The sequence below is a fragment of the Sorangium sp. So ce834 genome (genome assembly GCF_051521425.1).
GTDB lineage: Bacteria > Myxococcota_A > Polyangia > Polyangiales > Polyangiaceae > Sorangium > Sorangium cellulosum_D.
This window is the reverse complement of sequence record NZ_CP150351.1, coordinates 10,777,339-10,801,217: the sequence shown is the minus strand read 5'-3', so window position 1 is coordinate 10,801,217 and position 23,879 is coordinate 10,777,339. Positions and strand designations below refer to the sequence as shown.

The window sequence follows — 23,879 nt, the reverse complement described above, 5'->3', positions numbered from 1 at the left end:
CACGCCTCGCCCGCTTGAGCACCGGAGCACCTCACGCTAGCGCCCATCGGCGCAATAACTACGCGCGAACCGAGGAGCGAGATGGCACGTTTGGGAAGTAGCTCGAGAGCACGATTCCTAGTGGCGCTCTTATGGACTTCCGGGTGCAGCGACCCGGTGAAGACGACCGGCGGAGACGCAGGATCCGATGCCGAGCCCCCCGCGTGCTCCGAGGGCACCTGGGATCACGATGGCGATGGCGCGACGAGCTGCGTCGCATGGACAGGCTGCACCGCAGGCACCTTCGCGAGCGCCGAGGGCTCGCCTACGGCGGACCGGCGGTGCACGGCGTGCCCGGAGGGCACCTTCAGCGACACGATGAACGCGCCGAACTGCAGGATGCAAACGCCCTGCGCGCCTGGGACGAGGCAGACCGCGCCTGGGACGAGCACCACGCCCGCGCAGTGTGACGCCTGCTCGCCGGGCACGTACTGCGCAGGCGGGGCCGCCGCGCCTGTCGACTGCGCGGACGGCACCTGGGACGACGACGCCGATCCCGCAACGACATGCGTCGCGTGGACCGACTGCGTGCCAGGGGAGCTCGTCGGCACGGAGGGGAGCAGCACCACGGACCGCAGCTGCCTCAAGTGTACGAACGGCGAGCACACGGCCTCGATGAATGCAAGCAGCTGCTCCCCGGGTGCTTGGGTGCTGAGCTACTTCGGGCCGCATCAGGACGTGCCGAGCGATTCGCTGCATCTCGCCTACAGCACCGACGGGCTTCACTGGTCGACCCTCGCCGATGGACAGCCTGCGTACCAGCTCACCGGGATGGGAACGAATCACATCCGAGATCCGTTCCTGTTCCGCAAGAACGATGGAACGTACGTCTATATCGCCACGGACTGGACGCTCTCGATAAACGACTCGAACTACTGGAACAACCCGAGCTCCAAGATCTTCGTGGCGGACTCGACCGATCTCATCACCTTCACGAATCCCCGGTTGATCACGCTCACGAACCTTCCGGGCCCCGGGGCCACCCCGATGCACGCCTGGGCCCCGGAGGCTTACTACGACCCCGATCGTAAGCTCTATGCGATCATCTGGTCCGGAAACGACACCACGGGCGCGAACCACATCTACGTCAGCTACACCGAGGACTTCATCACCATCGTCAACCCGACACCCGACGTGCTCTTCGATCCGGGCTACAGCGTCATCGACGCGACGATCACGCAATGGAATGGCCGCAACTACCTCTTCTTCAAGGACGAGACGGACAGCAGCGGGAGCGCGCTCACCGGATCGGGCAAGGACATCCAGATCGCGCGCTCCTCGACGCTCGCGCTCGATCCGGCGACGTTCACGCGATGGAGTCCGGACTACATCACTCGCGGGTCGACCCAGAGCAGTAGACGAGCGACGGAGGGACCGTTTGTCATCAAGGATCCGCGGCAGAGTCGATGGTACCTGTTCGCCGACTACTACCTGAACGGCGGTGTGTTCGGGTGCTGGAGCACGACGGATCTCGACGCGGATCCGGGCTCCTGGACGGAGCTCCCGAGCGCGCAGTACCGCTTTCCGTCCGGCGTGCGCCACGCGAACGCGGTCCGGGTCACGCAGGCGGAGCTCGACGCGATCATCGCCCACTACTGAACATCCTACCGGATCCGCGGCACCTACAGCGAGGCGAGCGTGCCATTCTACGTCGCTCATTCGTGGTTACATGCCATCATCACCCAGGAGTCCGATCGCTCCGATGGACAGCTCGCGGACGATCTCCTCTGGAAGGCCGTCCCCGGGCTCGCCGACACGAGCGATCCGGATCTCGTGTCCTTCGAGGCGGTTAAACTCGACGCTATGTCAATAAAATATCTATTCGTCGAAGGGGCCGCACGCATGCCAGGCCCTCGTCTCGATATTTCCACTGATGGTTAGAGTCGCCCCTTACCATGCGCGCACCGAAATCTCCCCACCAAGAGTGCACTTCCCTCTCTGCGCCACGCGTTGCGCTCACGGCGGCAGCTTGCGCCTTCGCCGCGTCGCTCGTGGTGGTCGGGTGCTCGGATCGGCCCTCGACCGATGCGCCGGACGCGTCGACCAATTCATTGCGGATCATGACGGCGGGCACAGCGCTCAGCACCTCGGAGTCCGGCGGGCGGGTGACCGTGAGCGTGGCACTCGACGCCGCGCCGAGCGAGCCTGTCACGGTGCCGGTCTCGAGCTCGGATGCGACCGAAGGCTCCGTCTCACCGGCGACCATCTCCTTCACGGCGGAGGATTGGAGCATCCCTCGGGAGATCACGGTCACGGGCGTTGACGATGCGGAGAGCGACGGGGATCAGAGCTTCCGCGTCCGCTTCGGGCCCTCGGCCTCTGCAGACCCAGCGTGCGACGGCCTCGTCGCGGAGTCCGCTGACATCACGAACACGGACGACGACGGTCCAAGGACGGCAGCGATCGTCGTCAGCGACCCGTCGGGGACCCTCGCCGAGCGCGGCGCGCCCGTGACGTTCACCGTGCGCCTCGCATCGCAGCCGAGCGCGCCCGTGACGATCGCCCTCAGCGTCAGCGACACGACCGAGGCGACGCTGAGCCATGCGGACCTGACGTTCACGGAGGCGAACTGGAACGCGGCGCAGACCGTGACCTTGAGCAGCGTCGATGACTGGCAGGCCGACGGAGCTCAGCCCGTACGCGTCGTCTTCGACTCACCGGCCAGCGAGGATCCCGAGTATGCGGCCCTCGCCGCCCCCGCTGTTCTCGAGCTCTCCAATCTCGACGACGACGTCGGAGGGGGGTACCATATTCGCACGACGCACACGGAGGGCGCCCCGCTCTACGTCGCGCATTCCTATTATCATGCGATGATCACCAACCTCGACGACAGGGCGAACAACCAGGTCCCTGACGACTTCCAGTGGAAAGTGGTGCCCGGCCTCGCGAACCCGGATGACCCGACGCTGGTGTCGTTCGAATCTGTAGGTTTCGGCGGTCGCTACCTGCACGTCGACAGCGTGAATTCGACCCGATACCCGCCGCAGAATGAGACGTCCAACCGGGCTGGCGGGCTCTGGCAGACCCCACCCGAAGAGAGGAGTCACCTGCTGTGGCTCGACGTGTTCACGGATACCACCACGTTCCGGAGGGACGCCACGTTCCGGATCGTGCCCGCGCTGAACGGGGATCCGACGATGGTCTCGCTGCAGTGGTACTCAGATGCGACACGTTATCTCCGGCACCTGAACTACCAGATCCATGCGCACGTGCTCGACGGCACGGCGGTCAAGGGCTCGGAGGCGTCGTTCGCGCTCGAGCCGCTCGGCTATTTGATCTCGCAGCGCGCTGATCCCCACATCAATCGGCATACGGACGGTTACTACTACTACACCGCGAGCGTGCCGACGTACGATCGCATCGAGATCAGGCGCGCGACCACGATACGAGGCCTGGTCAACGCATCCCCGAAGGTCGTCTGGACGAAGCACGCGACCGGCCCGATGGCGGCGCACATCTGGGCGCCAGAGCTACATTTCGTCGACGGCAAGTGGTACATCTACTTCGCCGCCGGAAGCTCGACCGACATCTGGGCCATTCGCATGTATGTGCTCGAGAGCTCATCGGCCAACCCGATGGATGGCAGGTGGATCGAGCGAGGGCAGATCGTGACGGACTCGGACACCTTCGCGCTCGACGCGACGACGTTCGAGCACGACGGCAAGCGCTATCTCGTGTGGGCGCAGGAGGACCCCAGCGTCGCGGGCGACAACAGCAGCTTGTTCATCGCCGCAATGATGAACCCGTGGACGCTGGCCAGCCCCAACGTGCGGATCGCCAGACCCGAGCACGCCTGGGAGACGGCGGGGTTCGCGGTCAACGAAGGTGCTGCCGTGCTCGAGCGGAATGGGCGGGTCTTCATCAGCTACTCGGCGAGCGCGACGGACGCCCGCTACTGCCTCGGCCTGCTCACGGCGAGCGCGACGGACGACCTGCTGAGTGCCAGCTCGTGGACGAAGAGCGAGAATCCAGTGTTCGTCAGCGCGAACGGGCTGTATGGCCCGGGCCACAACTCGTTCACGACCTCGGCGGATGGATCGATCGACGTGCTCGTGTACCACGCGCGGAACTACGAGAAGATCACGGGGGACCCGCTCTACGACCCGAACCGTCACACGCGCGTCCAGCGGCTCGAATGGAATGCAGACGGAACGCCGAATTTCGGCGTACCGCTCCTGAACGGCGCGAATTCGATTGGCGATTGACTGTTTCGGTCCGCCATGGCGTTGCCAGGCATCATCGCGGCGCGAGGTTGAGCGCCGCGTACGCCCTCGCGCTCGCCTCCCCGGCACAGGCATGCTGCTTGCCGGTAGCACTTTGCGCGCGTCGCTCGGGGGTCTCGGACGTGACGCAGCGGCGGGGGCGTTGTAGCGGCAATGATCGCTGTGCGGCGCTCTGTCCCTGGCCTCGGCGTGCTGATCGCGGGCGCCCTCGTGGGCGCGTGCGCCGCCGCGCCGGACACGCCCGCGCGGCCGGGCGGCGAGGTCGGGGCGCCGGCTGGCAGCGCGCTGACGGGGGCCGCGGACGGGGCGCGGGTGCCCATGCCGAGGCCGGCGCGGGCGCGGCTCGGGGCGGCGGTGAGCGCGAACCAGGCCTGCGAGGGGTGCCACGAGGAGGTGGCGCGGGAGTGGCGCGCGTCGCTCCACCACCGGGCGAACACCGAGCCTGCCTACCGGCGGGCGTTCGCGATCGAGCCGATGCCGTTCTGCCGGGCTTGCCATGCGCCCGAGGCGAGGCCTGAAGCGCCAGAGCCGGAGGCGCTCGGGGCGCTCGGGGTGGGGTGCGTGACGTGCCACGTGACGAGCGACCGCGACGGCGAGCTCGCGGGGCCGGCGGTGGCGCCGGTGCTCGCTGCGCCGTGGGCGGGGAGCGGGGCGCCGCCGGCGGCGCCGCACGCGGTGATCCGGGACGCGCGGTTCGGGGGCGCGGACGCGTGCGCGGCCTGCCACGAGTTCGCGTTCCCCACGGCGCGAGGGCGGTCGACCGCGGAGCTGATGCAGTCGACCCTCACCGAGCACCGCGCGTCGCCGGCCGCGGACCAGCCCTGCGCGGCGTGCCACATGCCGCGCGGGCCGGGGCTGCGGCGCAGCCACGGGTTCGCGGGATCGCGGGACGAGGCGCTCGTGCGGAGCGCCGTGGCGGTGACGGCGCGGCGGCTCTCGGCGACGCGCGTGGCGGTGACGCTCGCGCCCGCGAACGCGGGGCACGCGTTCCCGACGGGGGACCTGTTCCGGAGGCTCGAGGTGTCGGCCGAGGCGCTCGGGCCCGACGAGCTGGTGCTGGGGCAGGAGGAGCGTTACCTGACGCGACACTTCGTGCTGCGGCCCGGGACGATCGGGCGGAAGCTCGTGGCCGACGATCGGGTGCACGCGGAGCCCGTGACGGTGGAGCTCGACGTCGGGGCCGCCGGCGAGGGGCGGACGATCGCGTGGCAGGTGGCCTACCAGCGGGTGGCGCACCCGAACGGGGTGGACCTGCGCGACGCGGAGATCGAGGGCGAGATCCGGGTGGCATCGGGGCGGCTCGCGCCGTGAGCGGACGCGGGATCGGCGCGGCGGGGGACAAGGAGGAGCGATGAGCGGGCGAAGGGCGTGGTTGGGGCTGGGCGGGCTCGTGATGGCGATGGCGGGGTGCGGGCCGGCGCCGGCGCCGCGGGCGGCGGACGGGCCGCGCGCGGAGGCGCCGGGGCCGGGCGCGGCAGGCGCGGCAGGCGCATCGAGCACCGCGGGCGCGGCGGGCGCGGCGGGCGCGGTGGAGGCGGACGACGCGGCGAAGCCGGCGCCGCCGCCGAAGTCGGCGTTCGCGCCGGTGGCGCAGGTCCCGGCGGAGATCGATGTGCGGCTGCACCCGGTGGAGGGGGCGCTGCTCGTGTCGACCGCCGACCTGATGACGCTCGAGGGGGAGCAGATGGGCTCCGCCGTCGGCGTGCTGAAGGATGGCAAGATCGAGTTCCCGAAGCGGCTGCACGTACCGGGGTGGGGGGTGGCCGTGGTCGGCGTCTACGGGCGCTATCCCGACCAGCTCGACCTGATCGCGACGGGCACCACGGGCCGCACCGGCGTCGCCGATCACTACGTGCTGGGGGCGCAGGGCTGGGTGCAGCGGGCGAGCGAGCCGGGGCTGTGGTTCACCGGGGTGGCGAGGATGGGCAGCTCGCTCGTGGGGCTGATGGGGCCGACGATGCTCGGCGTCCCGAGGTTCATCGCGCTGCGCGGGCCCAGGGTGGGGCTGACGATCACGCAGGCGCCCAGGAAGGAGCCGTGCCGCGGGTGGGAAGCGCCGCTGCCTTACCCGCAGGCCGAGATCCTCTCGCAGGCCTTCGGGGCGACGCGCGATGGGACCGCGCTGAGCTACGGGATCGACTGCGACGGGGAGAGCGCCCTGGAGGTATGGAAGCCGGGCGAAAACGGCGCGACCATCCTGCCCGTCCCGGCGCTGTCCGAGGGGCAGATCCCCGACGATGCGCGCACGCTGATCCTGCCGGGCCCCGGCGAGGGCGAGGCGTGGATCGTGGACGGGGGCGTGCTCCGCTACAAGGGCGGGCAGCCGAAGGAGATCGACCCGCCGGCGAAGGGCGCGCGCGTGCTCACGGCGTCGGCGGCGCCGGACGGGACGCTGTGGGCGATCGCGGACGGGGCGCTCTTCGCGCGCAAGGGTGAGGCCTGGGCGCAGGCGCCGCTGCCCGACGGGGTGAAGGCCCAGGACGTGGCCGTGGGGAGCGACGGGGCGGTGTGGGTGGCGGCCGGCGGGGCGATCCTGAAGCACGGCGGCGAGAGCGAGGCCGCGGGCGCGGCGCCGGGGACCCTCCCGCTCCAGAAGGGGCCGCCGCCGAAGCCCAAGCCGAACCGGCCCTTCCCCGAGCCCGGCGGGCCGAAGTGCCCGCAGAACCTCGTGGTGCTCTACACGTTCAGCAAGACGGCGCCGGACGACTACGATTTCCCGCTGACGCGAAAGGCGCTCAAAGGACGCACGGAGTTCTCTCCGGCGCGCTTCGTGGTGACGCGCGACATGGGGCAGCGCTTCTTCGCCGCGTTCGTGCCGAGCTGGGATCTCGCGAAGGAGCTACAGGAGCGGATCAAGGCCGATGTGAAGGGCTCGACGCCGCAAATCGTGTGCGCCGAGCCGGAGGTGGTGCGGGAGCTGAAGCTGGATCTGAAGACGGGCGAGGTCGCGCGGTGAAGGCGGGTGGCGGCGGCCGCCGCGGCCCAACGCCTCGGCGCGGCGCCGATTGGGTCGATCGAGCGAGAAATCGACCGCCGAGGCGCCAAGGACGCCAGGATATCGTCGTCTTCGTGCGTCCTTGGCCGGATCAGAACACGAGCCGGGCCGACAGCCCCGCAGGGCCGAGCGACGCGATGGGCCGGAGCTCGACCTCCACCTCGCCCCGATCGTGGGTGCGGTAGACCTGTGGCTTGTTCATGAGGAGCAGGACCGTCCCCGTGATCATCGTCGCTCCGCCGGCGACGAAGGCGCCGATCGCCGGGCCGCCGCCCTGATCGCCCTTGTCTGCCGCGCCGCTCAACATCAGCCCGCCGCCCGCGACGCCCAGGGTTGCGCCTGCCCCGAGCAGGGTCCAGGGGATCCACGCGGGCCACCGCGGCTGGCCGATGACGGTGTCGACGCGCCGCGCGAGCTGGCCGGACGCCTCTTTGCCGGCGATCACGAGGATGGGCTTGACGACCGTGGAGTAGCCGTCCCTCCTCACCATCACGACGTGCTCTCCGGGCGTGACCATCCGGCGCTCGGTGCCGGGGCCGACGAACCAGGGCTTGTCGTCGAGCAGCACGGAGGCGCCCGGCTCATCGCAGCGGATCTCGATGGCGGCGAGCTCGCGCTCCATGAGCGCGCGCATCGCCGCGCGCGCCTCCTGCTCCTTCTCGGGCGCGAGCGTGCCGGGCCCCCATCGCAGGACGAGCCGCAGGTTCTCATAGGCCAGGAGCGGCAGCCCGAGGCTCTTCAACACCCGCGCCAGATAAAGCCGGAGCTCGGGATGCTCCCAGGCGGCCAGCGCCTCTTCGTATTTGACCCGCGCCTCGGCGAACATCATGCGCCGGTGCAGCGCCCGCGCCTCGATGAAGAGCTCGTGCGCGCGCTGCTTTCGATCGTCGGAGATGCCCTGGTGCCATGGCCGCGGCGGCGGCGACGGACGGGGCGATGACGCCTCCACCGCCGCCGGCGGCGGCGACGGCGGATGCGGCGAGAGAGAAGGTGGATGCGGCGACAGCGACCCTGGCGGCGGGCTCGCCGTCCCCGGGCTCGTCCCTGTGCCCGTCCCTGTGCCCGTCCCTGTGCCCGTCCCTGTGCCCGTCCCTGTGCCCGTCCCTTGGGCCAGCGCAGGCGCGGCGCAGAAGGCGCACAAGGCCACGAGAGCGATCGATAATGAGAGCTTCGCTGCTGGAAGGCGGACGTGCATGGGTCGCGTGTGGGTCCTTTTGCTTTGCGGGTCGCCCGCGGTGATCCGCCGAGCCTTCACCCCGGCTCACCGGGCCGGCGAGCATGCCTCGCTCCCGAGGGTACGCCCTCGCATGTCCTCCTGTGAAGCGAGCTCGTCCCGGATCCGAGTACGCGCGCGTGCATTGGGCGCCTATGCTATCGTGATCGCTCTCGCAGCTCTCGCCATGGCAACCGCAGTTTCAGTGGCGGTGTTGTTTTATGCGCAGGGGGAAAGATGTCCACCGAGCTGATCATCCTGGGGCCGACGGGTCGATCGTCCGGCGCAGGCGAGCACCATCATGAGGGGTGCTTTCCAATGCGCACCGGAGCGCTCGAGGACGCAGGCTACACAAGCACGATGTTCGTCCGCGCAGCGCCCGCGCTGGCCGGCTCCGCGGCGGCGGCGGATGTCCTGCCGGCGGGCGCTCGCGCGATGAAGGCCGGCGGGGCGACGAGCGCGGGCGCTCCGCCGTCCTCGTCGCCTCCGCATCTCAAGCCGCTGCTCTCGGCCGGCGCCCGCATCGGGCACTACGAGCTCTTGCGCGAGCTCGGCCGGGGCGGCATGGGCCTGGTCTTCCTGGCGCGAGACACGAGGCTCGCGCGCCTCGTCGCGATCAAGCTCCTCACGAAGCTGAACAGCAACGGCGTGCAGCGCTTCCTGAACGAAGCGCAGGCGACCGCTCGCTGCAAGCACGAGCATATCGTGACGATCCACGAGGTGAACGAGCACGACGGATACCCGTACATGGTGCTCGAGTACATCGAGGGGCAGAGCCTCGGCGCCTGGATGAGGCAGCGCAGGCCCGCGGACGCGGGGGAGGAGGTGTCGACGGCGCCGGTGCCGCCCAGCCTCGCCGTGGAGCTGATGGTCCCGGTCGTGGGCGCGCTCTCGCGCGCGCACGCGTCCGGCATCGTCCACCGCGATCTCAAGCCCGAGAACATCATGCTCGAGGCGTCGGGGGCGATCAAGGTGGTCGATTTCGGGATCGCCAAGCTGCGCGAGGACGAGACGAGCCTCGCGCTCGCGGTCGAGCGCTCTGTCGCCGGCGCCGGCGCCGGCGCCGGCGCCGGCGATGCGCGCCTGACGGGCGAAGGAGCGGTCATCGGCACACTGCCTTATATGTCTCCCGAGCAGTGGCGAGGAATCGATATCGACCAGTCCAGCGATATCTGGGCGGTGGGCATCATGCTCCACGAGCTCGTGCTCGGCGCGCACCCGCTCGCGCCGGTCAGCATGGCGAGCCTCCTCCGGGTTCCGATCGTCGACGATCCGATGCCCGAGGTCGGCGCGCGCCGCCCGGAGCTCGGCCCGCTCGGCGCGATCATCGATCGCTGCCTGCGCAAGCGAAAGGCCGAGCGGTTCGCCTCCGCGCAGGAGCTCTTGGCCGAGCTGTTGCCCCTCCTGCCCGGGCGCCGGGAGGTCCGCCTCGCCGCCGACGAGAGCCCGTTCGCCGGCCTATCGTCGTTCCAGGAGGCCGACGCCGATCGCTTCTTCGGCCGCGCGCAGGTGCTCGCCGCCGTGATCGCGCGCCTCCGGAACCAGCCGCTGCTCGCGCTCGCGGGGGAGTCCGGCGTGGGGAAATCGTCGCTCGTGAGGGCGGGGGTGATCCCGGCGCTCAAGCGCTCCGGGGAGGGCTGGGAGGCGCTCGTCCTGCGGCCCGGGCGCGACCCCATGGCCGCGCTGGCGCACCTCTTCAGCCACCCCGCGGTGACGCCGAGCGCCGCCCCGCGCGCGCTCGCCGCGCAGGGCGGCGCGGCGACGGGCGCGGGCTTTGGCGAGCGGCTGCGCGCCGAGCCCGGCCTCCTCGGCGCCGCGCTGCGCGCGTGGTCGGACAGCGCGCAGCGACGCCTGCTGCTGTTCATCGATCAGTTCGAGGAGCTCTTCACGCTCGGCACCCCGGCCGGCGAGCGCGAGGCGTTCCTCGCATGTCTCGAGGGGGTCGCCGACGACGCCTCCTCGCCGCTCCGGGTCGTCCTGTCGGTGCGATCGGACTTCCTCGAGCGGATGGCCGAGCACGAGCATTTCATGACGGCGATGATCCGCGGCCTCGTGTTCCTCCGGCCGATGGGGCGCGAGGGGCTGCGTGAAGCGCTGATGAAGCCGGTGGAGGCGGCGCGGCACGAGATCGAGGATCCGGCGATGGTCGAGGGCCTCCTCGACGCCCTGGAGAGCACGCGCGGCGCGCTGCCGCTCCTCCAGTTCACCGCGGCGAGGCTGTGGGAGATGCGCGACCGGGAGCGCCGGATGCTCACGCGCGCGAGCTACGAGGCGCTCGGCGGCGTGGCGGGCGCGCTGGCGAGCCACGCCGACACGGTGCTGGCCGCGATGAGCGAGCGCCGGGCGAAGCTCGCGCGGGCGGTCCTGGAGCGCCTGGTGACGCCGGAGCGGACGCGGGCCGTCGCCAGCCTGGGGGAGCTGTGCGAGCTGCCGGGGGATCGAGGCGAGATCGAGCGGGTGGTGGGGCTGCTCGCCGACGCGCGGCTCCTGGCGATCGAGACGGGGAGCGACCGCGCGGGCACCACGGTGGAGCTCGTGCACGAGTCGCTCATCGAGCGGTGGCCGACGCTCAAGCGCTGGCTCGATGAGAGCCAGGAAGACGCGGTGTTCCTGGACCGCCTGCGCGCGGCGGCGAGGCTCTGGGAGTCGAGCGAGCGCGCCGCGGACACGCTCTGGCGTGGCAAGGTCGCCGACGACGCGCGCCAGTTTCGCAAGCGCTACCGGGGGGAGCTGCCCGAGCGGGAGCGGCTCTATCTGGACGAGGTGCTCCGGTTCGCCGATCAGCAGCAACGCGGGAGGCGCCGCCTCGTATCCGGGATCATGGCGGCGCTGTCGATCCTGATCGTCGCGGCGGGGGCCGGGATCGTGACGGTGACCCGCCAGAACCGGGTCATCTCGGCGCAGTTCCACGAGATCCAGAGCACCGAGCACACGCTGAAGGACGCGCTCGCGAGCGCGGAGGCCGCCCGGAGCGCGGCGGAGAGGGCGCGGCAGGAGAGCGAGGCCGCGCGGCAGGAGAGCGACGCGCAGCGGCGGCGGGCCGAGCAGCTGCAGCAGGAAGCCGAGGCGGCCCGGGACCGCGCGGAGGCCGAGGCCGAGAGGGCCCGCGTGGCGGCCAGCCAGGCACAGGCCGCGCGGGACGAGGCGCGGAGGTCCGAGGCGGAGGCGCGACAGGCCGAGCTCAAGGCCACCGAGGAGGAGCAAAAGGCCAGGGCGGCGTCCGAGGCGGAGCGTCGGAGCCAGCGCGAGCAGGAGCTGCTCATCGAGCGGAGCGTGGGGAAGATCGAGGATAAGTTGGACTAGTTCCGCCCGCCGAAGTTCGGCCAGGGATGGCCGGACTTCGGCGCCGCTTCGCGGCGGCCTCGCGCGGGCGGACCTGGCTTCATTTCCTCGGGGCTCCGCCCCGAGAGTCGATGTCCCAGAGGAGCACGGTGGGGCGCATGCCCCGCGTCGTCGGTCTGGCGCGCGCCGAGCGCGAGCGCCGAGGCGGTGCCCGAGGGCGAGCACGGGAGGGCGGCGGACGGCCGTCCGGCGGCCTCACCGCGCGACGCAGCAGGCGATCCGGGCGATGTGTAGCGGATTCAACCATGCAGTGCAGGCGACTAACGCACCTTGCATGACTCCACACGGACCATCTTCTCGTGCTGCCTCTTCTGCAGCACGTTCCAAAGCTTTTCCTCCGTATCGTCGCCTTCGCCGAACGTCTTGGCGTCTTCGATGAGCGCATCGGCGTCCTGGATGCCCGCCCGTATCGCGGCACTGATGAACAGTGGGTTGAACAGCACATAGCTGAGCACATCGGGACGGCTGTACGGGCTCACGGAGGTGAGCACGTAAAGGAGCCATAGGTCGCGATGCTGCAGCTTGCGCGTGCCACGCAGGATGTCCTCCAGGGCTCTCGCCGCCACGGAACCGACGGCTTCTTGCCCTGATGGGCCGCCGAAGATGATGGGGATGCAGGGGGGGCTGCACTCCTTCGTTTCGCCCTCCTGCTTCTGCAGGAAATCGGCGTTCACTTCCACCTGCTTGTGAACCTCCTCGATCATGCGATCGGAGGTGATCACGCGCATCACCTGCAATACGTGATCCTGCAGCGACGGCCACTCGTTGATGTTCACCGCTGCGGACGCCCCATATCGCCGTGAATCCGTCGAGATCACGATGATGGCCTCGGCGCCGAAATCGATCGCGGGCTGCAGCGGTGCGTTGAGGCGCACGCCACCGTCGACGTAGAAGCGGCCGCGAGCCTGCGAGCCGATCCGGATCGGAGGGAACAGGACCGGGATCGCGGCCGACGCCAGCACGTGCTCCGGGGACAGCCGGGTGGGGATGTATTCGATCGCCCGATCCTCGTCGTTCTTCGGTATTCTCGCGCAACTGTTGGCGCCCATCTGGTAGAATATCTTGGTTCGCCCCGACCCGGACTCGGTCGTGGCGACCGCGAGCACATCGACCTTGGCCCGTTTGCGGTCCACCGACCTGTCTCTCTTGCAGTCCTTGGAGCTGCCTTGCGGGTTGTCGCTGAGCTCGTTGCCGTCCACCGTCCCGTCGCCTTCGCAGTCCTTGGGGCTGACTTGCAGGTTGTCGTGGATGACATCCCAGTCGACCAGGGTCGGGTTCTCGAGGTTGGCCCGCAGCGGTCTCGTGTCGAGCAAGCTCGTGGGGCCGTTCGTGCCGTACAGCAAGCCGGCGAGGTACTTTGCGCCGGCGCTGAGCAAGGAGGGCACGACAGGGCCGAGGACCATCTCTTTGTGGATGCGTTGCCAGCGCTCCACGAGCTCGCGGCTGGCCTCCTCCGGGGTCCTGGCGGCCAGCGACGCGAGCAGGGCTGCGTTGATGGCGCCGGCGCTGGTGCCGATGAGGATGGTCGGTCGAGTTTCGAGCTCGGGCAGCAGCCTGGAAACGAAGCCGGCCTCGTATGCGCCGCGAGCCCCCGCGCCGGTCAACACGATGGCGATCGGAGCTTTGGGCCGTTTTACCTTCTGGAATGGCTGGATTTTGAATTGGGTCGTTTGGTGCTGCTCTGACACGACGTTCTACCTCCCCCCTGCCATCGCTTGCGATCGCTCCACGCCGAGCAAAAGCCAGGCCCCACGCCCCAGAGGAGGCGGCGTGGGCCCCACTGCAAAAGCTACCACGGTGAGGGTGGCTGTGGTAGCGACGCCATGACTCCTTCGAGTCCGCGCTCTCGTTCGTGCCCGGCAGATCGCCTCGGCGAGAGGGGCGCGCGGGCGTGCTTCACGGAGGTGAATCCGTCGATTTACGCCTTTGCTCGTCTGCGCCGAACTCTGGCAGCTCCGCGGGATCTGCGCTGTGCGTACGGAGAACGTCTCGGCCGGGGCCCGGCCCCGGTCCTGCGTCCCGTTGGGCCGCACCGGAGCCGCCCTCGGCGGCGAAACAGGCGGAAACTTTGAAGATCTCTGCTGGCTCTGGCGACCGCTCGTTATCGACCGGTTTTTCTGGCGGGATGTCTGACACGCGGAACTAGGCTAGGTCCGTGCGTCAGACAATCTCACCGCTTCTCGCCGCCCGTCGCCGGCGGCGCGCCGCCGCCCGGCGTCGCGTCCACGGCGTTGGGCCCGAGCAGCGTCCCGCACATCGTCTTGCACAGGATGTCCGTCGCCTTGCACTCGCACTTGCCCTGCTGCTTGAGCTCGAGCTTGCCGCGCATCTGCTCCACCGTGAACTGCGCGAGCCGCTCGACCCGGTCCATGTTCCACCCTTCCTGGATCTGGCGCGGCGTCCGCGGGTCGGTGGTCTTGCCGTCGGGCTCGGCGCAGCAGCGGAAGCTCAGGAAGTAATAATAGAACCCCTCGTCGTGCGTGTAGATCTTCGGCCGGCACTGGTTGCGCACGCCCTTGTACCAGGGGCCGCCGGTGTGGACGCTGTCGAACTTGCCGCGCCAGCCGCCGGTCGTCTCGCTCGCCACGACCTCATCGGTGTTCGCGGGCAGATCGGCGACGCCATAATCGCTGATGCACTGCGGCTGCGACCCGCTCCGCACCCCTTTCCAGAGGCGCGCCAGCTCGCCCGGGTCGCGCTTCGCCACCTTCTTCATGTCGGGATCGTCCCAGAGGTGGTCGCCGTTGCACTTCGTCGCGTCGCGCGAGTAGCCGTAGGGAAACGGCTTCAGCTCCGGCCCCTCGCAGGCGAGCGTCCACTCCGACTCGGTGCAGAGCCGTTTGCCGACGGCGGCGCACTTGACCTGCGCCTGGTGGAACCGGTTCATCACCTCGGGCCGCTCCCCCTTCTTGTTCGGCCACTCGTACGTGTCGATGCAATACCGCTTCTTCGTCTTGTCGCCGACGCAGCGGCCGGGGGTGGGGGCGAACTCCTCGCAGATCGTCTTCTTGTTCGACTTGTCGTACCAGCTGCGGAGGCAGCTGTGCTCGACCTCGGAGCAGTACTCGCCCTCGACGAGCTTCATGTCGGCCGGGCACGCCTGCTCCTCCGCGGCGGCGGTCTCCCCGCCGGTCGTCCCGGCCTCGGCGGCGGGCGCGCCGGGCTCTGCGGCCGGCGGCGTCGAGGCCGCGGGCCCGGCGGGGGACGGAGCGGCCGCGGGCGGGCGGTCGTCGTGCGCGCGCGGGGCGGCCGGCGTCTGGGCGGGCTCAGGCGGAGCGCCGGAGCAGGCCGCGGCGAGCGTCAGGGCGGGGAGGGAGAGGAGGAGGCGTCGCATGCCGGGCGTCATAGTCGAGATCGCGGCGAGAGGGCCAGGCGTCGCGCCCCGGAGCGACGCCGCGCCCGGCCGCGCCGCGGGCTCCTCCTCGCCGGCGCGCCCGCTCAGCCCTGCTTCGGCGCCCTCATCCGCGCCGGGTCCACGACCGCGTCCCGCGCCACCTTGCCGAACGCGATGACGCTCCGGTCGCCGTTCTTCTCCTCGATGACCACCCGCCGCACCGACCACAGCTCCGGCCCCGACGTCATCTCGAGGCTGCGCACGTGCTTCGCGACCTCCTCGGCCCGCGGCCGCGCCGCCAGCGTGATCCCGTCCGCGCGGCTCGGGATCGAGAGGTCGTAGCGCGCCCTGAGCTTCGCGAGGTCGCCGCCGAGCAGCACGAGCAGGTCCGAGAGCACCGCGCCGAAGCGCCCCGCCGCCCCCCGCCCCGCGCCCGCCGCGCCCTTCGGCGTCGCGAAGCCGAACCCCTCGGGCGTGATCCAGTAGGTGATCGCGTCCGGCGGCTTGAGCTCCCAGCGGAGCCGGTCCGGCAGGACCAGCGTCATCTCCCCGTCGCTCTTCACCGCCGTCGCGAGCAGCCCGATGCTCCGCTCCTGCGTGAACGGCGCGACCAGCGTCTTCACCGACGCGCGCGCCCTCGTGATCTCGGCGAGCGCGTCGCCCACCTCGTCCGCGCGCGCGCGGCCGGCGAGCGAGAGCGCGCCGCCGCACGCCGCGAGGCCCATCAGGAAAGATCGTCGCTGCATCCTCGTCCTCTTCCTTCAGACGGGCACGCCGCGCTCAGTCTGCAACCGGCTTCGGCGTGTTGGGCCCGCTCTCCGGCAGCGCCGGCTTCGCGATGTACTCCTTCGGGAGCTCGCCCGTCAGCGACTTGAGCCAGACCACGATCTGATGGACCTGGGCCTCGGCCAGATCCTTGCCGAGCTGGTGCTTCGCCATGAGCCGCACCGCCTCCTCCAGCGACGAGATGGACCCGTCGTGGAAGTACGGCGCCGTCGCGGCCACGTTGCGCAAGGTCGGCACCCGGAAGACCATGAAATCCGCCTGCTTCTTCGTGATCTCGAAGACGCCGCGGTCCATCGTGTCGGGCCACGACCGCACCAGGCCGAGCTTCTGGAACATCGTCGCCCCGACGTGCGGGCCGAAGTGGCACGTCACGCAGCCGACCTCGACGAAGGTGTTGAACCCCTCCTTCTCGGCGTTGGTCAGCGCGTCGCGCTCCCCCTCGAGGAACTGATCCCACCGCCCGCGCGTGAACAGCTTGCGCTCGAACGCGCCGATCGCCTTCGCCGTGTTGCCGACGGTCACGGGCCACGGGTCGTTCGGGAACGCCCTGCCGAACGCCTTCACGTAGTCGGGGATCGAGCGCAGCGTCGCCTCGAGCCGCACCGGCGTCATCGCCATCTCGCTCGGGTTCATCATCGGCCCGTTGGCCTGATCCTCGACGCTGTCGAAGCGCCCGTCCCACATGAGCGAGAAGAACCCCGCCGAGTTGTAGACGCTCGGCGTGTTGCGGCGGCCGCTCTGGTGGGCGTGCCCGATCGAGACCTTCGAGCCGTCGGCGCCGTAGCGGTCGAGCGGGTGGCACGAGTTGCACGACAGGTCGTGGTTCTTCGAGAGCCGCGTGTCGTAGAAGAGCATCCGGCCGAGGTGGATCTTCTCGTCCGTGAGCGGGTTGTTCGAGGACGTGACGACCGCCGGCAGCGGGTTGAAGCTCGCGAGCCGCTCCGGATCGATCTGCACGGCCGGCTCGGCCGGGGCCGACGCGGTCGCCCCCGGCGCGGCCGCGGTCCCGGCCGGGGCCACGGGCGCGGCCGGCGCGGCGCCGGCCGCGGTGGAGGGCGCGGCCGCCGTCGTCTTCTGCACGAGCCAGGCGCCGACGCCGGCGCCCGTCGCGGCGACCAGCGCCGCCGCCGCCACGAGCGGGGCCGCCTTGCTGCGGGGGCGCGCGGCCGCGGGCGGCGGCTCGCCCGCCACGATGATCGTCTTCTGGAACGGCACGGACGTGCCCGCGACCGTCCTCGACGAGGGCGGCCCGTCCGGCAGCCCGCGGATGACGGGGCTGCTGTGGCTCGGGTGCTGGCCGCTCTGGCCGAGGTGCTGGCCGCTCTGGCTCAGGTGCTGGCCGCTCTGGCTCAGGTGGCCTTGGCCGCTCTGCGAGAACGCCGTGACGTGCTCGGGCCAGCTGCGGGGCGTGGCCACGGGCGTGGGCGGGCGGCGGGTCGCGTGATCGCCGTGGTCCTGCCAGCTGCGGGGCGTGGCCACGGGGGTGGGCGGGCGCCGCGTCGGGTGATCGCCGTTGTCCGGCCAGCCGCGGGACGCGCTCCCGGGCGCGGGCGTGCGGGAGGTGTGGACGGGCGTCGGCGGGCGCCGCGTCGGCGCCTCGGGGTGCGCCGAGCGCGAGGGCGGCGGCATGTCGGCCTGCACCGACTCGGGCAGCGGCTGCAGCATGTCCTCCCGGATCGAGAAGCCGTGCGGCAGGAGGATCCGGCACTCCTCGAGCATCTCCTCCGCGCTCTGGAAGCGCAGGTTCCTGTCGATCTGGAGCGCGCGATGGACGATCTCGCCGACCTCGTAGGGGACCCAGGGCGCCAGGCTCTGGATGGGCGGCGCCGGCACCGAACAGATCGCGACGATGAGCTCGCCCAGCCCGCGCGAGTTCCGGTAGGGGGTGCGGCCGGCGAGCATCTTGAAGAGGACGATGCCGAGCGACCAGAGGTCGGTCCGGCCGTCGACGTCCTTCATGTTGCGCGCCTGCTCGGGCGACATGTAGATGGGCGAGCCGATCAGGTTGCTCGTGGCCGTGAGCTCCTGGTGGGACTCGAAGCTGTCGTCGGCCTGGATCTTGGCGACGCCGAAGTCGAGGAGCTTGACCGAGTAATCCCCCCCGTCGCGCCGGGTCAGGAACAGGTTGGCGGGCTTGATGTCGCGGTGGAGGACGCGCGCGTCGTGCGCCTTGATGAGGCCCATGCACGCCTGGGCCACGATGCAGAGCGCGAGCTCGGGCGACAGGGGGCCGAGCCGCCGGAGCAGCTGGTCGACGTCCTCCCCCGAGAGGAGCTCCATCACGAGGAAGGGCAGGCCGGTGGCCCGGTCCCTGCCGCTATCGAGCACGCTGGCGATGTGCTCGCTCTCGATCGCGCCGGCGGCCCTGGCCTCGCGCTCGAAGCGGGCCATCACCGCGTCGTCCTGCGCGAGCTTGCTGGTGATCACCTTGACGGCGACGCGGCGGCCGGTGCCGAGGTGCCGTGCCTCGTAGACTGCCCCCATCCCGCCCTCGCCGAGCAGCCCGAGGATGAGGTACCGTTGATCGAGGGTGGTGTTGATCAGGTTGATGTCCGTCATGGTCTGGTCGACCCGGTCGCCGCTCCGCTGCGGCGACCTTGCGCCCCGCATCGCATTGTCGGACGGAAGCTCCCGCTAGGCAATCTCGCGGTACGGGACCGCCGGACGAGAGGTGTCCTAGCCCCGGTGTACGGGCGTGGGAGAGGGGCCCTGTGAAACTGCGGCGAAACAGTTGCGCGCCGGGCTCGGCCATGTCTCAGGCGCGCCGCGGAGAGGACGGAAGCGGCGCGTCGACGGCGTTCGCCGCAGGACGGCGCGACCCGGACGGAGCGCCGTCCAGCCCGCCATGGGATGGACACGGCCCGGACGCAGCGCTGTTGCGCGGGCGCGGGGGGCGGCGTGGGGCTGTGGCGATCGGGCAAGGGAGGTTGCTTCGTTAAGTTGTTTGTCGTTGGGTGAAGATCGTTGGTTATTTAAGGAGCGTCGCGGCCGCCGCGCCCGACGAGCGACGCGGTCGTGCTTTCAGGGATCGCCCGGGTCGCGCTCGCGGTCCGCGGCGGAGGGGCCGGGGGCGTCGCTGCCGAGCTCGCCGCCCGCGTGGGGCGAGCCGGCGCGCTCCCAGGCGGCGTAGTCGCCGCTCGTGAGCAGCGGATCCTCGGGCAGGGCGACCGGCTCGGCGGTGTCGAGGGCGGGGTCGAACGCCGGGTCGAGCAGCCGCGCCAGGTCGAAGCGCAGGAAGCGGCCGGCGAGGTGGGGGCCCTCGCTGACCCAGAGGACGCGCGCCGTCGCGTCCATGACGACCGCGTGCGTCGCGATGAGGGCGTCGATCGCGCGCCGGTCGCCGAGCGGCAGCGGCGCGCCGCCGGGGCCGCGCCGGTCGCGCAGGACATCGACGGCGGCCTCGACGGTCGCGCCCTCGGGCAGCGCCGCGAGCCGCTCGTCGAGGCGGCGGCGGCGCGCGCGGGTCGAGGTCTCGGCCTGGACGCGGAGGTTGCGCGGGTCGCCGGCGAGCGGCCCCTCGAAGTGGTTGGTGAGCGGGACCTTGCCGCGGCCGCGGCGCGCGTGGAGCTTCGCGCCGGGCGCCCGCTCGGCGATCGCGACCTCGCCGGCCGCGTCGACGAGCATCACGAGGTGGGAGACCATCGGGGCGCGCGCCTCGAGGAGCGCGAGCGCCTCGTCGACGCCGCGCGCGCGGCCGAGCACCTCGCGCATCGTGTGCACGACCGGCTCGCCGGCGGCGCGCGGCTCGCCGGCGCGCCCGCCGTGGACGACGAGGGCGAGGCCGGCGGCGTTCATCCCGGTCACCGCGCCGACGAGGCCGGGCCAGGCCACCGAGGCGTACGGGATCTTGCCCTGCTCGTGGACGAGGAACACCGCCTTGCCCTCGTCGAAGACGGGCCCGGCCTCGAAGTCGAAGTTGCGGGCGAGCACCGCGTGCCCGCCCGCCGACGCGGCCCCGGTGAGGGCGAAGCTCGTGCAGCCGATGAGCGGGGAGTGCTCGAACGAGAGCGCGATGTCGTAGAGCGACTGGAGGAAGACGAAGCGGTGGTAGGTGGGGAGGACGCCGTCGAACGGGTCGGGCGAGAAGGCGCGGGCCTGGGCGGCGATCTCGCGCCGCGCGCCGTCGCTCATGCCCTCGTCGACGCCGCGGAACTCGAGGCGCGAGAGGTCCATGATGAGCCACCGGAGCGGGGCGACGGGCACGTAGCGGCGGAACTGCTCGTAGAGGGTGCCCTCGTTCTGGACCATCTCCGGGTAGAAGAGCCGGCCGTGCTGGTGGCCGATCTCCTCGGGCGTCCCGGCGAGGCGCGCCTCGAGGATGCGGCCGCGGCGGCGCGCGTAGGCGGGGCCGAGCACGCGCAGGCCCGCGGGACCTGCGGCGGGCTCGCCGGAGGCGGCGCGGATCGGCGGCGGCTCGATCCGCGTCGCGGCGGCGATGCCGAGGTGGGCGAGGACCGGCGCGGCGAGGAGCGCGGCGGCGGCGATGAGCTTGCGGCGGTGGCGGGCGAGGCGCGAGGGGCGTGGGGGCGCGGTCGCGCTGGCGGCGGGGGCCGCGGTGGCGGCGGGGGCCGCGCTGGAGCCGGCTGGGTCCGTCACGCGTTCCAGAGCGCTGGCCCCGGGTCAGGGAGGCGCGGCCGTCGGCTGCGACGGGTGGGGGTCGATCTCGGCGGCGAGGGCGCTCGCCACGGCGGAGCGGCGCGCGGCCGCGGGCGGCGTCGGCGCGGCGGGCACGTGGCGGAGGCCGCGCGTGAGCGCGAGCGTCGCCACCACGCGGCCCACGATCCGCGCCGGATCGCGCACGCTGTCGAAGTGGGTGAGCCGCTCCTCCTCGGGCGGGTAGATGACCCGGGTCGGCACCTCGACGATGCGGACATCGGCGGCGACGGCGCGCAGGAGGATCTCCGCCTCGAAGGCGTAGCCGTCGTCGCGCGCGCCGAGCGACAGCGTCGTCCGGAGCGGGTAGCGGCGCAGGCCGCACTGCGTGTCGGCGAAGGGGCGGCCGGCGAAGAGCGAGAGGAAGAAGTTCGAGATGCGGTTCGAGATCTGGTTGGCGCGCGGCGCGCCGGCCGACGCGAGATCCCGGATGCCGAGGACCAGCGCCTCGGGATCGGCGTCGGCCTCGATGAGGCGCCGCGCCTCCTCGGGCGGGTGCTGGCCGTCGGCGTCGATCGTGATCGCCACGTCGAAGCCGGCGGCGAGGGCGAGCTCCATCCCGGTGCGCAGGGCGGCGCCCTTGCCCTGGTTCTCGGGGTGGATGAGCACGGTGGCGCCGGCCGCGCGCGCGCGCTCGGCCGTGCGGTCGCTCGAGCCGTCGTCCACGACGAAGACCGCGCCGCCCAGGCCGTTGACCCGGAGCGCCTCCCGTGTGACGTCCCCCACGTTGCGCTCGGCCTGGTAGGCGGGAATGATGGCGCAGATCCGCATGAAGCAGAGCGCGATTACCATGGTGTGCCCTGGATGAACAGCGGCAGGCGCGATCCGTCCGCTGCGTCCGCGTCGCCACGCCCGAGCCTGCTCCGCCGCCGGCCCCAGTTCCGTCGCGTCTGGCTGAGCGAGATCGTCTCGCTCCTGGGCGACTGGATGAGCTTCGTCGCCGTGAGCTTGCTCGCGCTGGGCGGCGAGGGGGGCGGGGTCGTGGCGCTCGCGCTGGTGATGGTCGGGCATCACCTCCCGAACGCGCTGTTCGCGCCGGTGGCGGGCGTGCTCGCGGACCGGCTCGATCGGCGGTGGCTGCTGGTCGCGACGAGCGTGGTGCAGGGCGCGCTCACGGTCGCGATGCTCGGCGCCGCGGTGCTGGGCAGCGTGGTGGCGGTGCAGGTGCTCGTCTTCGCCCGCGCGTCGGTGGGGGCGCTGCGCCTGCCGGCGCAGAGCGCGGTCTTGCGCCACGTGGTGGAGGAGGACGAGCTCCTCGAGGCGAACGCGATCGCGTCGGCGACGTGGAGCGTGATGTTCGCGGTCGGGATGGCGGCCGGCGGCCTGATCGCGTCGCTCGGCCCCGCGGCGGCGCTCGCCCTGGACGCGGCGTCGTTCGGCCTGTCGGCGCTGTTCCTCTGGGGGCTGCCGCCGATGGTGGCCGAGGGGCGGCCGGCGGAGGGCGGCGTGCTCTCGGCGCTCGCGTCGGTGCGCCGGGACATCGCGCTCGCGTGGAAGCACGCGTGGGATCGGCCGCCGCTGCTCGACGCGGTGCTCGCGAAGACGCCGGTCCACCTGGCCAACGGCGGGGCGCTGCTCTTGCTGAACCTTGTCGCGGCGGAGCGCGCGTTCGCGGGCACGGCCGCGCTCACGCTGGGGGTGCTCCAGTGCGTGCGCGGCGCGGGGACCGGGGTCGGCCCGCTGGTCGGCGTCGCGCTGGTCCGCCGCGGGCTGCGGGGCGAGCTCGCCGCGACCGGGGCCGCCTGGATGACGTTCGCGGCGATCGCGGCGTTCTCGGTGACGGGGCACGCGGCGGCGCTGATCGCGGTGGCGCTCGTGTGGGGGCTCGGCAGCGGCGCGAACTGGGTGCTGTCGAGCGCGGAGATCCAGCGGCTGTCGCCGGACCGCTTCGTCGGCCGGCTGTCGGCGATCGACAACCTGGTGCTCACGGTCGGCCTGTGCGCGACGTCGCTCGGCGGGGCGGTGCTCGTCGAGCGGGTCGGGGTGCCCGGGGTGGCGGCGTGGCTGGGGCTCGGGGCCGGCGTGGTCGCGTGGCTCGGGTCGCAGTGGATGCTGCGCCGGCGGGCCGCGGCGGTGCGCGGGCAGGGCGCGGCGGAGGCCGCGGCGGAGACGGAGGCGCTTTCCTTGCGGCACGGGACGGAGCGCAGGTAGCTTGCCGAGTCGATGATCCCGGACGTGTGGGCGCCGCTGCGCGGTCTCTCGGTGGGCCGCTGCGACGATGAGGGCCTCATCAACGGAACGTGGTTGGCCGGCCTGGCCGGCGGTGGCCCGCCGCGGTTCGTGGTGCAGCGGGTGAGCCCGATCTTCGCCCCGGAGGTCCACGATGACATCGAGGCGGTGACCGCGCACCTGGCGCGCCGGGGCCTCGCGACGCCGCGGCTGCTGCGCGCGGAGGACGGCGCGCTCTGGGCGCGGGACGGCGCGGGCGCGGTGTGGCGGGTGATGGACTTCGTCCCTGGCCGCACGCACCACCGGGTCGGCTCGCTCGCGCTGGCGCGCGCGGCGGGGGCGCTCGTGGCGCGGTTCCACCGGGCGGTGGACGATCTCGAGCACGCGTACCGCCACGTGCGCGCCGGCGCGCACGACACCGCGCTGCACATGGAGCGGCTGGACGGCGCGGCGACCGGAGGGGAGGGGAGGCGGCAGGCGGACGCGATCCTCGACGCGTGGCGCACGTGGCAGGGGCGGCTGGATCTGCCGCTGCGGCACTGCCACGGCGACCTGAAGATCTCGAATCTGCGCTTCTCCGAGGCGGGGGAGGGGATCTGCCTGCTCGATCTGGACACGCTCGCGCTGCAGCCGATCGACGTGGAGCTCGGCGACGCGTGGCGATCGTGGTGCAACCCGGTCGGGGAGGACGCGACCGACGCGCGGTTCGATCTGGAGGTGTTCGCCGCCGCGGCGGCGGGCTACCGCGCGGTGCGGCCGTTCGGCGCGGAGGAGCGGGAGGCGCTCGCGGACGCGGTGGAGCGGATCGCGCTGGAGCTCGCGGCGCGGTTCTGCCGGGACGCGTTCGAGGACCGGTACTTCGGCTGGGACCCGGCGCGGTTCCCGACGCGGGTCGCGCACAACCTCCAGCGGGCGGCGGGGCAGCTCGCGCTGGCGCGCTCGGCGCGGCGGCAGCGCGGGGAGATCGCGCGGCTGCTCGCGGGCGGGTGACACGGGTCCGCGCCCGTCGGCCCGGACCTCGACCGCACCGCCCGGCGATCGCCCAGATCACCCGGGGGTGATCTCCCGGATCACCCGAGCGCGCGCGCGCGACCCCGTTTCCGCGTCGATCCGACCTCGGTGTTG

Annotated in this window: 16 protein-coding genes; 8 read left to right on the top strand and 8 right to left on the bottom strand. The window is 71.9% G+C overall.

Features of this window, described 5'->3' with window-relative positions; all coding sequences use genetic code 11:
• Positions 1-224: 224 nt before the first annotated feature.
• The gene (locus WMF20_RS39710; protein WP_437606946.1) at positions 225-608 is read right to left on the bottom strand and encodes a hypothetical protein; all 384 of its coding nucleotides are present in this window, start codon (positions 606-608) and stop codon (positions 225-227) included.
• A gap of 79 nt (positions 609-687) precedes the next feature.
• Here WMF20_RS39710 and WMF20_RS39705 point away from each other — a divergent pair, with 79 nt between their 5' ends.
• The 5 genes from WMF20_RS39705 to WMF20_RS39685 all read left to right on the top strand — a co-directional run bounded on the left by WMF20_RS39705 (position 688) and on the right by WMF20_RS39685 (position 7,218).
• Positions 688-1,638, top strand: a complete 951-nt coding sequence (locus WMF20_RS39705; protein ID WP_437606945.1) for a glycoside hydrolase family 43 protein — start codon at positions 688-690, stop codon at positions 1,636-1,638.
• Between the two features lie 39 nt (positions 1,639-1,677).
• Entirely contained in the window at positions 1,678-1,920 is a 243-nt protein-coding gene (locus tag WMF20_RS39700) for a hypothetical protein (protein ID WP_437606944.1), read from the top strand.
• 14 nt (positions 1,921-1,934) lie between these two features.
• The gene (locus tag WMF20_RS39695; protein ID WP_437606943.1) at positions 1,935-4,244 is read left to right on the top strand and encodes a family 43 glycosylhydrolase; all 2,310 of its coding nucleotides are present in this window, start codon (positions 1,935-1,937) and stop codon (positions 4,242-4,244) included.
• 180 nt (positions 4,245-4,424) lie between these two features.
• Positions 4,425-5,573: a multiheme c-type cytochrome gene (locus WMF20_RS39690; protein ID WP_437606942.1), complete on the top strand. Its 1,149-nt coding sequence runs from the start codon at positions 4,425-4,427 to the stop codon at positions 5,571-5,573.
• 40 nt (positions 5,574-5,613) lie between these two features.
• Positions 5,614-7,218, top strand: coding sequence for a hypothetical protein (locus tag WMF20_RS39685; protein WP_437606941.1), 1,605 nt, complete (start codon positions 5,614-5,616; stop codon positions 7,216-7,218).
• 130 nt (positions 7,219-7,348) lie between these two features.
• Here the strand turns inward: WMF20_RS39685 and WMF20_RS39680 are convergent, their stop codons facing one another.
• Positions 7,349-8,404, bottom strand: a complete 1,056-nt coding sequence (locus WMF20_RS39680) for a hypothetical protein (protein ID WP_437606940.1) — start codon at positions 8,402-8,404, stop codon at positions 7,349-7,351.
• A gap of 426 nt (positions 8,405-8,830) precedes the next feature.
• On the opposite strand from WMF20_RS39680, the gene WMF20_RS39675 reads away from it, so the two are divergent.
• Complete coding sequence (locus WMF20_RS39675) at positions 8,831-11,773, top strand: nSTAND1 domain-containing NTPase (protein WP_437617212.1); 2,943 nt, start codon at positions 8,831-8,833, stop codon at positions 11,771-11,773.
• 299 nt (positions 11,774-12,072) lie between these two features.
• Here WMF20_RS39675 and WMF20_RS39670 read toward each other — a convergent pair whose 3' ends face one another.
• The 6 genes from WMF20_RS39670 to WMF20_RS39645 all read right to left on the bottom strand — a co-directional run bounded on the left by WMF20_RS39670 (position 12,073) and on the right by WMF20_RS39645 (position 21,377).
• Positions 12,073-13,500, bottom strand: a complete 1,428-nt coding sequence (locus tag WMF20_RS39670; RefSeq protein ID WP_437606939.1) for a patatin-like phospholipase family protein — start codon at positions 13,498-13,500, stop codon at positions 12,073-12,075.
• A 482-nt stretch (positions 13,501-13,982) separates the two neighbouring features.
• On the bottom strand, positions 13,983-15,146 hold the full coding sequence (locus tag WMF20_RS39665; protein ID WP_437606938.1) for an SUMF1/EgtB/PvdO family nonheme iron enzyme: 1,164 nt from the start codon (positions 15,144-15,146) through the stop codon (positions 13,983-13,985).
• Positions 15,147-15,250: 104 nt separating this feature from the next.
• Positions 15,251-15,892, bottom strand: coding sequence for a LolA family protein (locus WMF20_RS39660; protein WP_129579142.1), 642 nt, complete (start codon positions 15,890-15,892; stop codon positions 15,251-15,253).
• Between the two features lie 34 nt (positions 15,893-15,926).
• A complete protein-coding gene (locus WMF20_RS39655; RefSeq protein WP_437606937.1) occupies positions 15,927-18,542 on the bottom strand; it encodes a cytochrome c peroxidase in 2,616 nt (871 codons plus the stop codon).
• 411 nt (positions 18,543-18,953) lie between these two features.
• A complete protein-coding gene (locus WMF20_RS39650; RefSeq protein WP_437606936.1) occupies positions 18,954-20,528 on the bottom strand; it encodes a C45 family autoproteolytic acyltransferase/hydolase in 1,575 nt (524 codons plus the stop codon).
• 24 nt (positions 20,529-20,552) lie between these two features.
• Positions 20,553-21,377, bottom strand: coding sequence for a glycosyltransferase family 2 protein (locus WMF20_RS39645; RefSeq protein WP_437606935.1), 825 nt, complete (start codon positions 21,375-21,377; stop codon positions 20,553-20,555).
• Between the two features lie 12 nt (positions 21,378-21,389).
• Between WMF20_RS39645 and WMF20_RS39640 the strand changes: the two genes are divergently transcribed.
• Entirely contained in the window at positions 21,390-22,736 is a 1,347-nt protein-coding gene (locus tag WMF20_RS39640) for an MFS transporter (RefSeq protein ID WP_437606934.1), read from the top strand.
• Between the two features lie 12 nt (positions 22,737-22,748).
• Positions 22,749-23,744 (top strand): phosphotransferase enzyme family protein, encoded by a 996-nt coding sequence (locus WMF20_RS39635; RefSeq protein ID WP_129579139.1) that lies wholly within the window; start codon positions 22,749-22,751, stop codon positions 23,742-23,744.
• Positions 23,745-23,879 lie beyond the last annotated feature (135 nt).

Bases quoted from the DNA above. Each gene is read 5' to 3' on its own strand.
- WMF20_RS39695 (WP_437606943.1), top strand. From the start codon at position 1,935: ATGCGCGCACCGAAATCTCCCCACCAAGAGTGCACTTCCCTCTCTGCG.
- WMF20_RS39685 (WP_437606941.1), top strand. From the start codon at position 5,614: ATGAGCGGGCGAAGGGCGTGGTTGGGGCTGGGCGGGCTCGTGATGGCG.
- WMF20_RS39675 (WP_437617212.1), top strand. From the start codon at position 8,831: ATGTTCGTCCGCGCAGCGCCCGCGCTGGCCGGCTCCGCGGCGGCGGCG.
- WMF20_RS39665 (WP_437606938.1), bottom strand. From the start codon at position 15,146: ATGCGACGCCTCCTCCTCTCCCTCCCCGCCCTGACGCTCGCCGCGGCC.
- WMF20_RS39660 (WP_129579142.1), bottom strand. From the start codon at position 15,892: ATGCAGCGACGATCTTTCCTGATGGGCCTCGCGGCGTGCGGCGGCGCG.
- WMF20_RS39655 (WP_437606937.1), bottom strand. From the start codon at position 18,542: ATGCGGGGCGCAAGGTCGCCGCAGCGGAGCGGCGACCGGGTCGACCAG.
- WMF20_RS39645 (WP_437606935.1), bottom strand. From the start codon at position 21,377: ATGGTAATCGCGCTCTGCTTCATGCGGATCTGCGCCATCATTCCCGCC.
- WMF20_RS39640 (WP_437606934.1), top strand. From the start codon at position 21,390: ATGAACAGCGGCAGGCGCGATCCGTCCGCTGCGTCCGCGTCGCCACGC.
- WMF20_RS39635 (WP_129579139.1), top strand. From the start codon at position 22,749: ATGATCCCGGACGTGTGGGCGCCGCTGCGCGGTCTCTCGGTGGGCCGC.